Below are 13,056 nucleotides of genomic sequence, written 5' to 3'. Positions count from 1 at the left end.
CCTCGGCTACTCGAACGGGCTCAAACGAGCAGTTGGACGTCAGACTCGGTCATGTGTTGGAGCGCGGTGGCCGCGCCGACGCCGGTGACGACGTCGTCGTAGAAGTCGTCGTCGTCGTAGTCCATCAGCTCGATGGTCATCTGACACGCCTGAAGCTCAACGCCCTGATCGAGCGAGACATCGATGAGTTCCTCGACGGTGGCGGTGCCGTTGTCGTCGATGCGCTTCTCCATCATCCTCGTCGCCATCCGGTCCATTCCGGGCAGCGCCGCCAGCGCGTTCGGCATCGGCATGTTCGGGTTGCCGACGGCCGACAGCTGGAGGTTCTTGGACTTCTCCTCGTGGAGGATGTCCAGCCCCCAGAAGGTGTGGAACACGACGACTTCCCAGCCGAAGGCGGCCGCAGTCGACGCCGGGATGAGCGGCGGGTACGCCATGTCGAAGGTGCCCTTGGTGGCGATGATGGTCATCTTCTTCTGGCCGGCGGCGGCGTCGGCCTTGAGCTGCGCGACCGAGTCCTCGAGTTCTTCGACGCGATCGCGAAGCTCTGTCTCGGTCATCGCCTCGGCGTCGCCGTCGGACGGATTTGTGGGAGTATCGGCGCTCATCTTACGCGGTCTTTTGGATGTAGTGCTTGAATTCGTCGCCGTCCTCGGCCTGATCGAGCAGGTCGACGCCGTCGGTGCCGGACGCCCACCCGTCGATGTCGCTCACGCTGCCGGGGTCGGTCGCGACGACCTCGAGGACCGCCTCCTCGCTGAGGCTGTCGACGGCGGACTTCGTCTTCACGACCGGCATCGGGCACGGTTCGCCGTTCACGTCGAGCGTCTCGGTGATATCGAATGTGTCGCTTATTGGTTGATCACTCTGGTTATGTATTGGAATTATTACGCAATACTAATGAGCAATATAAAATCATATCGGTTCCTTATCTTGGCGTGTGTCAGTCCCGCTTACTGCTTATCGTCGTGCGAATATGGCGATAAAATGCGAATGAAGGATCGCGACAGGTTCCGCCGCTTCCGTCGATTTAGTATTGTGTATTATGGGAACTTCTATCCGAACGCTTATGTGCGAGCCGCGGATACGAAGCGGTGCACATAATGAACCCCGACGATTTCCCGACGCCCGACGCGGACGCCGGCACCATCTCTCCGGAGTCGCTTAAGCGGCGGATCGACGCCGGCGAGGCGGTCACGCTGCTGGACACGCGGATGGCCTCAGACTACGAGGAGTGGAAGATCGACGGCGAGACCGTCGAGTCGATCAACGTCCCGTACTTCGAGTTCCTCGAGGACGACATCGACGAGGATGTCCTCAACCGGATCCCCGACGACCGTGAGGTGACTGTCCTCTGTGCGAAAGGCGGCGCCAGCGAGTACGTCGCCGGGACGCTCCTCGACCTCGGGTACGACGTGAACCACCTGGAGGACGGGATGAACGGCTGGGCGCGCATCTACGAGCGCGAGGCGATCACGAACTACGACGGCGAGGGAACGCTGTATCAGTACCAGCGGCCCTCTTCCGGCTGTCTCGGCTACCTGCTCGTCGACGGGGACGAGGCGGCCGTTGTCGACCCCCTCCGTGCGTTCACCGACCGCTACCTCGACGACGCCGAGAAGTTCGGCGCCGACCTCACCTACGCCCTCGACACCCACATCCACGCCGACCACATCTCCGGCGTCCGCGCGCTCGACGAGGAGGGCGTCGAGGGCGTCATCCCCGCGCCCGCGGTCGACCGCGGGGTCACCTACGCGGACGACCTGACGCAGGCCGCGGACGGCGACGAGTTCGCGGTCGGCGACGCCACGATCGAGACCGTGTACACGCCCGGGCACACCAGCGGCATGACCTCTTACCTCCTCGGCGGCAGCCTGCTCGCGACCGGCGACGGCCTGTTCGTCGAGAGCGTCGCCCGACCCGACCTCGAGGAGGGCGATGACGGCGCTCCCGAGGCCGCCGAACAGCTGTACGACACGCTGCAAAACCGCGTGCTGACGCTGCCGGACGACACGCTCATCGGCGGCGCGCACTTCAGCGACGCCGCGGTTCCCGCGGAGGACGGCACCTACACGGCGCCCATCGGCGACCTGAGGCAGCGCATGGACGCGCTCAGCTACGACAAGGACGACTTCGTCGAGACGGTGCTGGCTGACATGCCGCCTCGTCCGGCGAACTACGAGGACATCATCGCGACGAACCTCGGCCAGCAGAGCGCCGACGACGAGGAGGCATTCACCCTCGAACTCGGCCCCAACAACTGCGCCGCAAGCCAGGAGTCCCTGGCCGACGACTAACGACCATACACAATGGTACTCGATCCAGTTCTCCTACAAGTGTTCGCCGAGTACTTCCCGAACGGGATCAGCCGATACGCCATCGGCGGCCTGTTCGTCGGGCTTGGCGCCAGCATCATCTACCTCGGCACGGGGATCAGCGCCGGTGCGAGCACGTTCCTCGAGTCGACGCTGTCGTACGTCTCGGGACGGTTGCGGTTCCAGCAGTACGTCTCCTCGCGTGACTGGCGGCTGGTGTTCACCGCGAGCATCATCGCGGGGGCGGCGATATACTCAGCGACCCTCGGCGACGCCTTCCAGTACTCCACCGACGTGCAGGTGTGGCGCCTGTTCGTCGGCGGGATTTTGGTCGGCGTCGGAACCCGCGTCGGAAAGGGCTGTACCTCTGGGCACGGGATCTGCGGCGTCGGATCGGCCTCGCGAACGTCGCTCGTCGGCGTCGCGACGTTCCTGCTGGTCGCGATCGGCACCGCACAGCTCGTCGCCGCCCTGGGGGTGAGCCCGTAATGGCCGGCTCCGACCGCCACCCGCTGTTCATGCCGCTGATCGCTGTCGGCGGCCTGATCTTCGGGTTCGGGCTCGGGTACAGCCACATGGCGCGGCCGGAGGTCGTGCTGGACTTCCTCCAGTTCGACGACCTCGGCCTCCCGTTCGTCATGTTCGGCGGCGCGCTCGTCACCGGCGTGGTGTACTTCCTCGCGCCGAAACTGCTCGAGCGGCCGCCGCTGACGAACCGGAACTTCGAACGGCGGCTGAAGCCGTTCGACAATCAGGTGCTCGTCGGCGGCGGCGTCTTCGGCGTCGGGTGGGGGTTATCCGGGATCTGCCCGGGGGCCGCGTACGCCAGCCTCGGCGTCGGCAATCTCACGATCCTGTGGGCGATCGCCGGGATGTTCATCGGGGCGTACGCCCAGGGGCTGTGGCGCAGCCGCGCCGACGCGAGCGACGCGTCGCCCGCCGGTGCGGACTGAAACCGCTCGCTTACCCCGCGGCAGCGAACGCTCGCCGAAGCGCCTCGTCCACATCCACGAACTGGTCCGCAAAACCAGTCCGTTTGCGGCCTCCAGTCGCTCGATCACTGCCGCGTGTCCCGGACCGTCTCGGCTCCCGCTGGTCCGGCGAACGGCCGGACTCGGCGCTGTTCGGTACACCGGCGCGAACGACTCGGTCGCGGCCTGTGACCGTAAACAGCCGGACCGTCGCCCTACGGGACGACGACACCTACTCGAAGAGACGGAGGTCTCGGACCTCTGAAGCGTAGTGCACCGTCGCTCTCACTTCGTCGACGAACCGCCGGTCGAGCGCGCGGCTTCGCGGTCCAACAGCGGCGAGTCGGGATTCGCACAGCCCTCTCGACCGCACACGCCCGCGTCGGCGGCTGCCCGCTCGACGCCGCCCGAGAGCCCGCCGATGTACCAGTCGAGGCCGTGAGCCGTCGCACGCTCGTGGTCGTCCACCGCCATCCGCGCGGCCCGAAGCGAGTCGAACGTCTCCTCGTAGGAACAGTCTTCACAGTGGACGAGGACGGCTGTCGGCATGACCACTGCTTCGTCCTCGAACCTCCTAAGTCACTCCATCGCGGAGCGGCACGGACCGGACACCCGCAGTCTTCGGTGGGTGGGGTGAGATAGGGTAGAGTAGTGTGGTGTGACGTGACTCTATATATTGTACACTATTTACAAAACTATTATGTCCGAGCCACTCGTAGCAGGGGGTGATGAGCGAACGAGATCAGATCCGAGAGCAGAACGCGGAGGAACTCAAGAACAAGCTCAGCGGCGAGGGCGCCGAGGAGGAGACCGCCTCCGACCGCAGCGAGCCGGTCCACGTCGAGAGCGCCGAGCACCTCCAGGATCTCGTCGACGAGGGCGGCGTCGTCCTCACGGACTTCTACGCCGACTGGTGTGGTCCCTGCAAGATGCTCGAACCCATCGTGAACGAGATCGCCGCCGAGACCGACGCGACGGTCGCGAAGGTCGACGTCGACGCCCAGCAGCGCCTCGCACAGCAGTACCGCGTGCAGGGCGTCCCGACGATGTACCTGTTTGCGGACGGTGAACAGGTCGAGCAGATGGTGGGTGTCCGCCAGAAGGACCAGCTCGTCTCGCTGGTCCAGCAGTACGCGTAAGCGCGAGACTCGCCATTCCCCCCGGTCGGGTGACAGACTGCCCCAACAGAGGTCGCCATGGATCTCCTCCCGAGCGACGGCGCCCGCGCAATAGTCTTGGGATATATGAGCAAGATTAAAGAGTGGCCACACAGTATTGGGTAATGCATACAAGCGATATTGCCCATGAGCACTGAAATCGACATCACCGAGACGCTCGACGTGAAAGGACTGAGCTGCCCGATGCCCATCGTGAAGACGAAGGGCGCGATAGACGACCTCGCCGCCGGCGAGGTACTGGAGGTCGTCGCGACCGACCCCGGCAGCGTGAGCGACATCGACGGGTGGGCGTCCGGCACCGACGGCGTCAACCTGCTCGAACAGGAGGAGGGCGACGACGTGTTCACGCACTACGTCCGCAAGGAGAAGTGAGTATGAGCATGGACGAGATCGGGATCATCGTCTCCAGCGACGACCCCAAGAGCCTCGCGATGGCCACCAACCTCGGCCACGTCGCGCTCACGATGGACACCGACGTGTTCCTGTACTTCACCTTCGACGGGCTGACTCACCTGACCGAGGGGGAAACGGACCTCTCGTCCATCCGGCCGCTTCTGGACGAGGGGATGCCGAACCCCTACGACATGCTGGACCAGCTGATCGCTGACGGCGGCGACGCGGTCACGTCGGTCGCGTGTACGACCACGCTGGACATGCTCCAGTGGGACCGCGAGGCGATCGACGACGACGTGACGACGAAGTTCGCCGGCGCTGTCACCTTCCTCGAAGCGGCTGAGGACGCGGACCAGGTCTTCACGTTCTGAGCCGTCACTCGGCCCTTTCTCTCGCTGACTCCGTTCCCCGCGTCCCTCATCAGTACGGGCGCGTGTGCCGCTGACCGCCGGCCGGGCTCTCGACGTGTGACGGCGTTCGTACCGGATGACGGAGCCCGTGACCGGGCGCGGCGTTTCAGCGCGTGCTGACGCCGAGCACAGAGTACAGCGCGCACTTGCTCGTGAACGCGGTCCCGAGCATGAGGGCTGCGACGATCCCGAGCACGAGCGACACGACGCCCTGCACCTCCAGCGCGCCGGCGAGTCCCGCCAGCGAGACGGCGCCCGCGAGCGCGCCGACGACGATCCGCACGAGCGTGTCAGTGGAGCCGACGTTCGTTTCCATGGCTCGTTGTACGTACTCCGTATATAAGAAAGCAATTGTCTGATCGTGGGAGAACCGCACCAGATAGATCGGCCTCCTCGGAGTGGGACTACCGGTGCCCGCTCGCGTCGTCGCTCGTTCGGTACCCTTCCGAACAACCGGAGGAAGCCAGGTCGTCCGGACCCGGCCGCGAGTTAGACGATCGCACCCGGTCACATGCCTTCGCCAGCGCTTCCGACGAGGGTCTCCTCGACCGCCCCTCCCGACCGGACGGGGGTGCGTTCCGACCCCGATCCGTCGCTCCAGATCGGTCGTTCGTTCCGCGGGGCGCTCGCGCTCGACCTCGGTCGATCCGTCCCGGTCTGCTGCCCGTGGTCTCTGATGTGGAGGAGCATCACTCGACCCATCGCACGCCGCGGGCGCGACAGGAATTCGGCGGCGCGGTGAGTTGAACGCCGTCGGTCGCCGCCGAGCGATCCGGTTCGCGACCGGTTCGACGGTTCGGTAGCGACCCCTCCGCCACGTGGCGGTCGGGCTACCGGCACCGCACGGGTTGATCGATCGCCGCGATGTCGAGGAAATTGTCGAACACCGTCTTCGCCGCGCGCGCCCGCTCGACCGCGTCGTCGGTGATCTCGTCAAGGACGGTGCGGATACGTTCGTCCGGCAGGTCCTTAGCCTCGGTGACCCACTCGGCGGTCGCCCGGTCGTACTCCGGGTGGAACTGGACGCCGTACGCGCGGCCGACCCGGAACGCCTGCACGCCGATGTCGTTTCGCGCGATGGTGGTCGCCCCCGGCGGCACTTCGGCCACGCGGTCCGAATGCGTCTCGAAGCTCACGAACTCATCGGGGACGCCGTCGAACAGCGGGTCGTCGCCGATGCGCGCGATCGACTCGTAGCCGAGTTCGTACTCGCCCATGTCGACGACGCGGCCGCCGAGCACCTGTGCGATGAACTGATGCCCCCAGCAGATTCCCAAGATCGGCACGTCCGCCTCGTGCACGCGGCGGACCCATTCGGTCGCCTCGTGGATCCAGTCGAGGTCATCGTACACGGAGGTCTGCGACCCGCTAATCACGACGCCGTCGAACCGCCACCGTGAGGAGGAGACGGACGGCGGAAACACCCCATCGCTGATCTTGTACACCTCCACGTCGGCGTCGAGTTCGCGCCGTAGGTTCTCCTCAGCGGGCGTCTCTCCGATCGACGCGTCCAGCACGGCGAGTGTCGTTCCCATACCGAGAGCTACGTCGAACGGACACATATAGTATTGGTAGAAATCCACAAAACAGACACGACCGTTCCCCCACTGGGATCGTGACACCCCCACAGCTCGGTCACCATGGGGTCGTCAGAACTCGCACGTGAATCACGATCCGTGACCGACGCGGCTCAGTGCGGCCGCTGATCGGTCGTCGTTGTCGGTCCAGAAAATCGCCGCCTCGGTGTGTGTCGAGCGTTCAGTCGGCGGTCGACGGATCCGTCGTCGACGACGAGAACGCACGGATTTCACGGATGCTGCTCACGACCACCGTCGCGCTCACGAGGAGTGCGGCGCCGAGGCTGACGGTGTCGAGCGACGGGATCCCGAGGAAGTTGCCCGCCTCGCGGACGGCGACGGCGATGGCGCCCAACAGCAGCATCACGCCGAAGTACACCTTGATGTCGTCCTCGTCGACCAGGTTGGTCGTGCCGGCGCCGATCCGTGCGCCGAGGGCGCTCCCCGCCAGCAGCGGGAGGACGATCGAGAGGTCGACCGCCCCGGACTGCGCGTAGAAGAACGACCCGATGCCGCCCGAGAAGACGATCTCGAACAGGTCGGTCCCGACCGCGACCGGGACAGGCACGCCGACCAGGTAGAACAGCGCGGGCATGCGGATGAAGCCGCCGCCGACGCCGAGGAACCCGGACAGCAGCCCCGTGGCGAACGCGACCGCCAGCACCATCCACAGCGAGACAGTGAAGCCGCCGCGGATGGAAATCATCGGGGGGACGTTGTACGACTGGATCTTCTGGGCAATCGGGGGGATGTCGTCGGCGCCCTCGTCGCCCTCCTCGACGTCGTGGGAGATACCGCCGTCACCGCCCTTCATCGCGGTGTAGGTGACGAACGCACCGATGGCACCGAGCAGGCCGATGTACGCGATGCTGACAACGGTCCCAGCGAGCCCGATGTGTTGGAGGTACTCCAGGCCGATCTTCCCGACTTCGATACCGCCGGTCGTTCCGGCGATCATCAACACGCCGAGTTTATAGTCGACCTGTCCGAGGTCACGGTGTTTCAGCGTCGCGATGACGGAGGTACCGAACACGAACGCCAGACCGGACGCGACCGCGACGTCCGGCTCGTATCCCATCACCAACAGCGCGGGCGTGACGAGGAAGGATCCCCCCATCCCGAAGAACCCGAACAGGATCCCGATCAGGAGACCGAACGAGGTGAACATCGCCAGGAGCTGGATACCGACACCGAGTATCTCCATCTCAGAGCCCCCGCAGGAAGTCCGTCACGCGCTTCCCGAGCACCGACTCGAGCAGCCCGTAGCCGAAATACAGTACGATCGCTTCCAACAGAACCAGCCCGATGATGGGTGACACACAGCCTGGTGCCGGAGTGAACGGCCGGAACGCAGCGAAGACGTAACGCACCGGACGAAATGAGCGGGGGAGGGTAACCGTGTTCCGACGGGTCGTCGGCGAGTTCTCGAAGCGTACGCGCAGTATTACATATATTATGCATATATAATATGGCCGTAGAAACGGTAGTGGAGAGTATCTTATGCGCGGTTCGTTGTCCGACCGACTACGAGAGGAGATGGAGTGCGAGGGACTGCTCGCGTGCGTTCACGGACTCACTCAGCTCGACAGTGAGTGGTACTGAGCGCTCGTCGCCGCGGACGACGAGTTGCCAGTCGACGAGGTCGCCGAACGGGTCGACACAGAACGGATCGCGCCGTCCGGCGCCGAACCGCCGCGATCGGTCGTCCGATCGCCGTTGCTCGAAGGATAACATGACACCGAGTGGTAGCATAAGTTATCCGCCGCACGTCGAATGGAGGATTCGTGACGGGCGACAACTCCGATCTGAACGGGGAGAGTTCCGGCAACACGACGCCCGCCTCGGCGCTACTGGCGCTCAGGTCGGTGTGTCCGGAGTATGTGTTCGACGCGCTGGCGGTCCGGCGGCGACGCATACTGCGTCGCGTCCTCGACGAAGGGAGGGCCCGCGGTCTGAAGCGCCTCGCCATGAACATCGCGGTGGGAGCGGGCGCCGGTTCGGGGCACGAGGTGACCGACTCCGAGTGGGAGACCGTGTACACGTCGCTGTCCAACCAACACGGTCCCAAGCTGGCGTCGTTGAACATCGTCGCGTTCGACCGGGACGCCGACAGAGTGGTACCCGCCGAGGGGTTCGCCCCCGTCGACGCAGCGCTCGAGGCCGTCGATATCACCCTTGGTGGCGCGGTTCACGCCGGTGGAATCGATGGCTGAACGAGACGGTCCGACCGAGCGGTCCCCGATACGCTGGCACGGACGCGAACGGCACAGCGGCGATTCGACCCGAAGACCGACGGCGACCTCACGAGTGTCATCGTGCTGGCGGTCGCGGACGCGAAGGACGTGTCGCCCCACGCGATCACCGATCCGACGCTGTTCGACTGCATCGACGTCGAGTCGGTGTCTCGGCTCGTCGAGGACGGTCCGACCGGCGCTGCGGGGACCGAGTCCGTCCGGTTCGACTACGACGACTCGCTGATCGAGGTCCGCGCCGATGGCCTCGTCGGCGTGTTCGAACCGGTCGGCGACGCCCGATGACCGACCCGTCAGCGTCAGGACTCCGCGCTCGCGCACGGAACCGAGTCGAGCCCGAGCGTCGCCGGGTACAACGGCGGTGTCGAACACGCGACGGCGGGCTTTTATTGGGCGACCACCTTCGATCGGTCGATGGACGTAGCCATCGTCACCGTCGGCGACGAGGTGCTCGCCGGGGAGACGACGAACACGAACGCCTCGTGGCTGGCGGGCGAGATCGCCGGTAGCGGCGCGCGCGTCCGGCGGATCCTCACGATGCCGGACGACCGGCCCGCGATCACGGCGCGGATCCGAGCCTGGAGCGACGCCTACGACGCAGTGGTGGTGACCGGCGGGCTCGGCGGTACGCACGACGACGTGACCGCCGACGCGCTGGCGGACGCGTTCGACCGCGAGCTGGCCGTCCGCGAGGACGTGCGCTCGGCGGTCGTCGAAACCGTCGCCGCCTACCGCGATGCGAACCCCGAAGTGGTCGAGGAACACGACCTCGAGATCGACGTGGCGGCGTGGGCGTCGCTCCCCGAGGGAGCGCGGTACGTCCCGAACGACGCGGGGCTGTGTCCGGGGTTCGTGCTGGAGAACGTGTACGCGATGCCGGGGGTGCCCGACGAGGTCGAGGCCGTCTTCGGGCGCGTCGCCGACGAGTTCGCCGGCGACGAGGTCGCCCGGACGCTGTACACCCCGCAGCCCGAGGGCTCGATGGTCGAGACGCTCGGCGACGCCCGCGACCGCTTCGACGTTGCGATCGGGAGCTATCCCGAGACCGCGGGCCATAACCGGCTGACCGTCCGCGGCGACGATCCGGAGGCAACCGACGAGGCGGTGGAGTGGCTCGCCGAGCGCGTCGAGACCGTCGATGAGTGAGCGCCGCCCGGTTACACTCACGTCAGCGCGTACTCAAGTCGGTCCGGCCCGTAGGGGTCGCTAATGGCATCCGTCACGCCCACGCCGGGCATCCACCACGTGACCTGTATCGCTGGCAACCCGCAGCGGAACATGGACTTCTGGGTCAAGACGCTGGGGCTCCGGCTCGTGAAGCGGTCGATCAACCAGGACGACCCCGGGACGTACCACTTCTTCTTCGCAGACGCGGAGGGGACGCCCGGGACCAGCATGACGTTCTTCCCGTGGGAGGACCTCTCACAGGGGACGGTCGGCTCCGGCCAGGTGTCGCGGACCGCGTTCCGCGTTCCGGAGGGCAGCCTCGACTACTGGGAGGACCGCCTCGACGAGTACGGCGTCGAGTACGACGAGCGCGTCGACCGCTTCGGCGAGTCCGTGCTCCCGCTTTGCGACCCCGACGGGCTCCCGATCGAGTTGGTCGAAGTGGAGGTACCGGACGACGATCCGACGGTCCCGTGGACCGAGTTCGTCCCCGCCGAGCACGCGATCCGCGGGTTCCACTCGGTGACGCTGTGGCTCGCGAACCCGGACGCGACGATGGACCTATTGGAGACGATGGGCCTGGAGAAGGCCGCGACCGAGGAGTCGCCCGGCGACACCCCCGGCGACGAGCGGACGCGCTTCGCGGCGGCCGGACCCGTCGGAAGTTACGTGGACGTGCTCCCGACGGTCAAGGGCGGCCGGCCCGGCCACGGGACTGTCCACCACGTCGCGTTCCAGACGCCGACGGACGAGGACCAGTCTGCGATGCGCTCGGCCGTCCAGCGGGAGGGGCTGCGGCCGACCACCCAGATCGACCGCCACTGGTTCCGCTCGGTGTACTTCCGCGAGCACAACGGCGTCCTCTTCGAACTCGCGACGAGCGAGCCGGGGTACGACAGCGACGAGCCGCTCGATGACCTCGGCGGTCGCCTGGTGTTGCCCGGCGACTTCGAGGACCGCCGCGAGCAGATCGAAGCGCAGTTACCGGACGTGACGGTGCCGCGGGCCGAGGCGGCCGAGTCGGTCGAGCCGGCCGAAAGCGAGGCTGACGACTAAACCGAGACGCCGCCTCAGAAGCCGCCGTACCGGAGGTACACCATGTCCGCGATGAGCAGCAGCTGAAACAGCCCCTGCACCAGGCCGAGTTTCGCGTTCTGCTGCCCAATCGACGAGATGACCGCCGGGTCCGGATCGGCCGAGATCATCTGCTTGTACATCCGGATCTCGCCGGGGAGGAGGAAGCCGAACCCCTGCACCGAGAGGACCGTGACGATCACAAGCGCGACCGCGATCGCCGGCGTCGTCAGCTCGAACCTGCCGACCGTGGTCGCGACCCAGGCGAGCGAGCCGACCGTCCCGACCGCGAACACGGCCTGCCAGCGCCGATCCCCGAACGCGTTCATCCGGTGACCGAACAGCAGCAGGATCGGGATCACGTTCGCAGCCGTGAACAGCGGCAGCCAGACGGCCGCGTGCGGGAACACGCTGAGGCGCTGCGCGAGCGTGATCCCGCCCGCGATCGTCGTGAACGCCAGCGCCGGCAGGAGGAAGGCGGTCTTCGGGGTCAGCCGCTCGAACACGGCCGCGCTCTGTTCCTCGTCGAGGCCGCCGATCACCGGCCCGAGCACGGCGCCGATGAAGATGTCGGTGCCCGTCCACAGCAGCCCCGCCATGACGTGGACGTACGTGTGGATCTGCACCGACGCCGCGGTGACCGCGTAGCCGAGCGCGAGCAGCGGGACCGCCACGACGGCGACCGCAAAGGCAGGGTTGCCGCGGCGGGCCATCCCGCCGACCGTCCCCGTGACTGATGTCGTTGACATGTCGTACGATGGACGTGCCAATAGTGTAATAAAATCATCCATTCGGCACCCGTGGAATTCCGGGGCGGTCCGTCGGGGGTGGTCGACTGCGACGCCGCTCAGTCCACGATCGCCTACCTGTACCGCTCGACATCGACAGTTCCGTCGTCGCCGACGGTCACGGTGTAGCCGTCGTAGTCGAAGGTGACGTAGCCGCTGGTGTTTTTGAACACGGTGGTGAGCGAGTCGGGGTCGACGACCTCCCCTAAACGGGGGTCCAACTGCTCTGGGGGCACGCCTTTTTTGTCGGCTACCGCCGACACGATTCGATGGATAGTATTGGGAGACAACGTATCAGCGAAAGTAGAAACTACGCAAGTATGAGTCTTGCCCAGGATGGTTTGGATGGTGTCATCTCGCGGCCGACGATCCGGACCGCGTGCGTGGAATTATTGTCTCCGGCGCCCGACGGTCCCGGTAGATGCGACCAGAGGGGAACCGGTCGGGCCCACCCGCGACCATCGGCCCGGCGACCGAGCCCGACGACGCGCTCGCGGCGTTCGTCGCCCACGTGAGCAAGGGCGACTCCGGGCGCCACCGCGGGGAGGTCGCCCGCGTGGTGGGCGAGTTCGTGCGGCGTGCGACAGACCGCGGCGCCGAGACCGTCGCAGAGCTCTCGGTGCGACAGGTGGAGGGGTACGCCTCACATCTCGCGCGTCGAGCGTGGGCGAGGGAGGAGGACCCCGCGGCGGGGATCACCGGTCGAACCGCCCAGCAGTACTTCGCGCTCGTCCGGTCGTTTTGCTCGTACCTCGTCGAGCGGGACGCCCTGGAGTCGAACCCCGCGAAGTCCGCCGTCGCGACCGACGCGCTCCCCGACCGGTCGGTCGGCGTCCGCGGCGACGACCGCGAGCAGTTCTGGAGCGCCGACACCCGCGAGGCGATCGTCCGCTGGACGGACTGGCGGGCCGAGGACGCCCTCGATCACGGC

At 66.4% G+C, this 13,056-nt stretch carries 21 protein-coding genes; 10 read left to right on the top strand and 11 right to left on the bottom strand.

What is annotated here, in order from left to right:
- Nucleotides 1-20: 20 nt before the first annotated feature.
- Entirely contained in the window at nt 21-608 is a 588-nt protein-coding gene (locus BUE16_RS06490) for a DsrE/DsrF/DrsH-like family protein (RefSeq protein ID WP_073307801.1), read from the bottom strand.
- Nucleotide 609: 1 nt separating this feature from the next.
- A complete protein-coding gene (locus BUE16_RS06485; protein ID WP_073307799.1) occupies nt 610-855 on the bottom strand; it encodes a sulfurtransferase TusA family protein in 246 nt (81 codons plus the stop codon).
- A gap of 248 nt (nt 856-1,103) precedes the next feature.
- On the opposite strand from BUE16_RS06485, the gene BUE16_RS06480 reads away from it, so the two are divergent.
- Genes BUE16_RS06480 through BUE16_RS06470 form a run of 3 tightly spaced genes read left to right on the top strand, consistent with a single transcriptional unit; the run spans nt 1,104 to nt 3,268 of the window.
- Nucleotides 1,104-2,297 (top strand): MBL fold metallo-hydrolase, encoded by a 1,194-nt coding sequence (locus BUE16_RS06480; RefSeq protein ID WP_073307797.1) that lies wholly within the window; start codon nt 1,104-1,106, stop codon nt 2,295-2,297.
- A 12-nt stretch (nt 2,298-2,309) separates the two neighbouring features.
- The gene (locus BUE16_RS06475; RefSeq protein WP_073307795.1) at nt 2,310-2,804 is read left to right on the top strand and encodes a YeeE/YedE family protein; all 495 of its coding nucleotides are present in this window, start codon (nt 2,310-2,312) and stop codon (nt 2,802-2,804) included.
- Complete coding sequence (locus tag BUE16_RS06470) at nt 2,804-3,268, top strand: DUF6691 family protein (protein ID WP_073307793.1); 465 nt, start codon at nt 2,804-2,806, stop codon at nt 3,266-3,268. Before BUE16_RS06475 ends, BUE16_RS06470 begins: the two co-directional genes overlap by 1 nt.
- Nucleotides 3,269-3,571: 303 nt before the next feature.
- Here the strand turns inward: BUE16_RS06470 and BUE16_RS06465 are convergent, their stop codons facing one another.
- Nucleotides 3,572-3,835: a DUF7542 family protein gene (locus BUE16_RS06465; protein ID WP_073307791.1), complete on the bottom strand. Its 264-nt coding sequence runs from the start codon at nt 3,833-3,835 to the stop codon at nt 3,572-3,574.
- Between the two features lie 179 nt (nt 3,836-4,014).
- Between BUE16_RS06465 and trxA the strand changes: the two genes are divergently transcribed.
- The 3 genes from trxA to BUE16_RS06450 all read left to right on the top strand — a co-directional run bounded on the left by trxA (nt 4,015) and on the right by BUE16_RS06450 (nt 5,228).
- Entirely contained in the window at nt 4,015-4,425 is a 411-nt protein-coding gene (gene trxA / locus BUE16_RS06460; RefSeq protein ID WP_073307789.1) for a thioredoxin, read from the top strand.
- A 165-nt stretch (nt 4,426-4,590) separates the two neighbouring features.
- The gene (locus tag BUE16_RS06455; protein WP_073307787.1) at nt 4,591-4,836 is read left to right on the top strand and encodes a sulfurtransferase TusA family protein; all 246 of its coding nucleotides are present in this window, start codon (nt 4,591-4,593) and stop codon (nt 4,834-4,836) included.
- A 2-nt stretch (nt 4,837-4,838) separates the two neighbouring features.
- Nucleotides 4,839-5,228 carry a DsrE family protein gene (locus BUE16_RS06450; RefSeq protein WP_234972338.1) on the top strand — a complete coding sequence of 130 codons (390 nt, stop codon included), beginning with the start codon at nt 4,839-4,841 and terminating at the stop codon, nt 5,226-5,228.
- A 145-nt stretch (nt 5,229-5,373) separates the two neighbouring features.
- On the opposite strand, the gene BUE16_RS06445 is transcribed toward BUE16_RS06450, so the two are convergent.
- The 5 genes from BUE16_RS06445 to BUE16_RS06425 all read right to left on the bottom strand — a co-directional run bounded on the left by BUE16_RS06445 (nt 5,374) and on the right by BUE16_RS06425 (nt 8,578).
- Nucleotides 5,374-5,583 (bottom strand): YgaP family membrane protein, encoded by a 210-nt coding sequence (locus BUE16_RS06445; protein WP_073307785.1) that lies wholly within the window; start codon nt 5,581-5,583, stop codon nt 5,374-5,376.
- A 514-nt stretch (nt 5,584-6,097) separates the two neighbouring features.
- A complete protein-coding gene (locus tag BUE16_RS06435; RefSeq protein WP_073307781.1) occupies nt 6,098-6,802 on the bottom strand; it encodes a type 1 glutamine amidotransferase in 705 nt (234 codons plus the stop codon).
- A 223-nt stretch (nt 6,803-7,025) separates the two neighbouring features.
- Nucleotides 7,026-8,048: a sulfite exporter TauE/SafE family protein gene (locus BUE16_RS06430; RefSeq protein WP_073307779.1), complete on the bottom strand. Its 1,023-nt coding sequence runs from the start codon at nt 8,046-8,048 to the stop codon at nt 7,026-7,028.
- Between the two features lies 1 nt (nt 8,049).
- Nucleotides 8,050-8,163, bottom strand: coding sequence for a DUF7512 family protein (locus tag BUE16_RS17555; RefSeq protein WP_449404989.1), 114 nt, complete (start codon nt 8,161-8,163; stop codon nt 8,050-8,052).
- A gap of 205 nt (nt 8,164-8,368) precedes the next feature.
- Entirely contained in the window at nt 8,369-8,578 is a 210-nt protein-coding gene (locus BUE16_RS06425) for a hypothetical protein (protein ID WP_143165384.1), read from the bottom strand.
- A gap of 50 nt (nt 8,579-8,628) precedes the next feature.
- Between BUE16_RS06425 and BUE16_RS06420 the strand changes: the two genes are divergently transcribed.
- The 4 genes from BUE16_RS06420 to BUE16_RS06405 all read left to right on the top strand — a co-directional run bounded on the left by BUE16_RS06420 (nt 8,629) and on the right by BUE16_RS06405 (nt 11,319).
- Nucleotides 8,629-9,057, top strand: coding sequence for a DUF7344 domain-containing protein (locus tag BUE16_RS06420; RefSeq protein WP_073307775.1), 429 nt, complete (start codon nt 8,629-8,631; stop codon nt 9,055-9,057).
- Nucleotides 9,058-9,090: 33 nt separating this feature from the next.
- Nucleotides 9,091-9,381 (top strand): HalOD1 output domain-containing protein, encoded by a 291-nt coding sequence (locus BUE16_RS06415; RefSeq protein ID WP_268762486.1) that lies wholly within the window; start codon nt 9,091-9,093, stop codon nt 9,379-9,381.
- A gap of 129 nt (nt 9,382-9,510) precedes the next feature.
- Complete coding sequence (locus tag BUE16_RS06410; RefSeq protein WP_073307771.1) at nt 9,511-10,242, top strand: competence/damage-inducible protein A; 732 nt, start codon at nt 9,511-9,513, stop codon at nt 10,240-10,242.
- A gap of 63 nt (nt 10,243-10,305) precedes the next feature.
- A complete protein-coding gene (locus tag BUE16_RS06405) occupies nt 10,306-11,319 on the top strand; it encodes a ring-cleaving dioxygenase (protein WP_073307770.1) in 1,014 nt (337 codons plus the stop codon).
- 14 nt (nt 11,320-11,333) lie between these two features.
- Here the strand turns inward: BUE16_RS06405 and BUE16_RS06400 are convergent, their stop codons facing one another.
- The 3 genes from BUE16_RS06400 to BUE16_RS06390 form a co-directional block, all read right to left on the bottom strand.
- Nucleotides 11,334-12,050, bottom strand: a complete 717-nt coding sequence (locus BUE16_RS06400; RefSeq protein ID WP_073308440.1) for a hypothetical protein — start codon at nt 12,048-12,050, stop codon at nt 11,334-11,336.
- A 149-nt stretch (nt 12,051-12,199) separates the two neighbouring features.
- Nucleotides 12,200-12,388 (bottom strand): HalOD1 output domain-containing protein, encoded by a 189-nt coding sequence (locus BUE16_RS06395; RefSeq protein WP_200778387.1) that lies wholly within the window; start codon nt 12,386-12,388, stop codon nt 12,200-12,202.
- Nucleotides 12,389-12,768: 380 nt separating this feature from the next.
- Nucleotides 12,769-13,053, bottom strand: coding sequence for a hypothetical protein (locus BUE16_RS06390; RefSeq protein ID WP_073307766.1), 285 nt, complete (start codon nt 13,051-13,053; stop codon nt 12,769-12,771).
- Between the last annotated feature and the right edge of the window lie 3 nt (nt 13,054-13,056).

The organism is Halobaculum gomorrense (assembly GCF_900129775.1).
Classification (GTDB): Archaea; Halobacteriota; Halobacteria; order Halobacteriales; family Haloferacaceae; genus Halobaculum; species Halobaculum gomorrense.
Note: the sequence above shows the minus strand (reverse complement) of the source record. Positions and strands in the feature narration are given on the sequence as shown.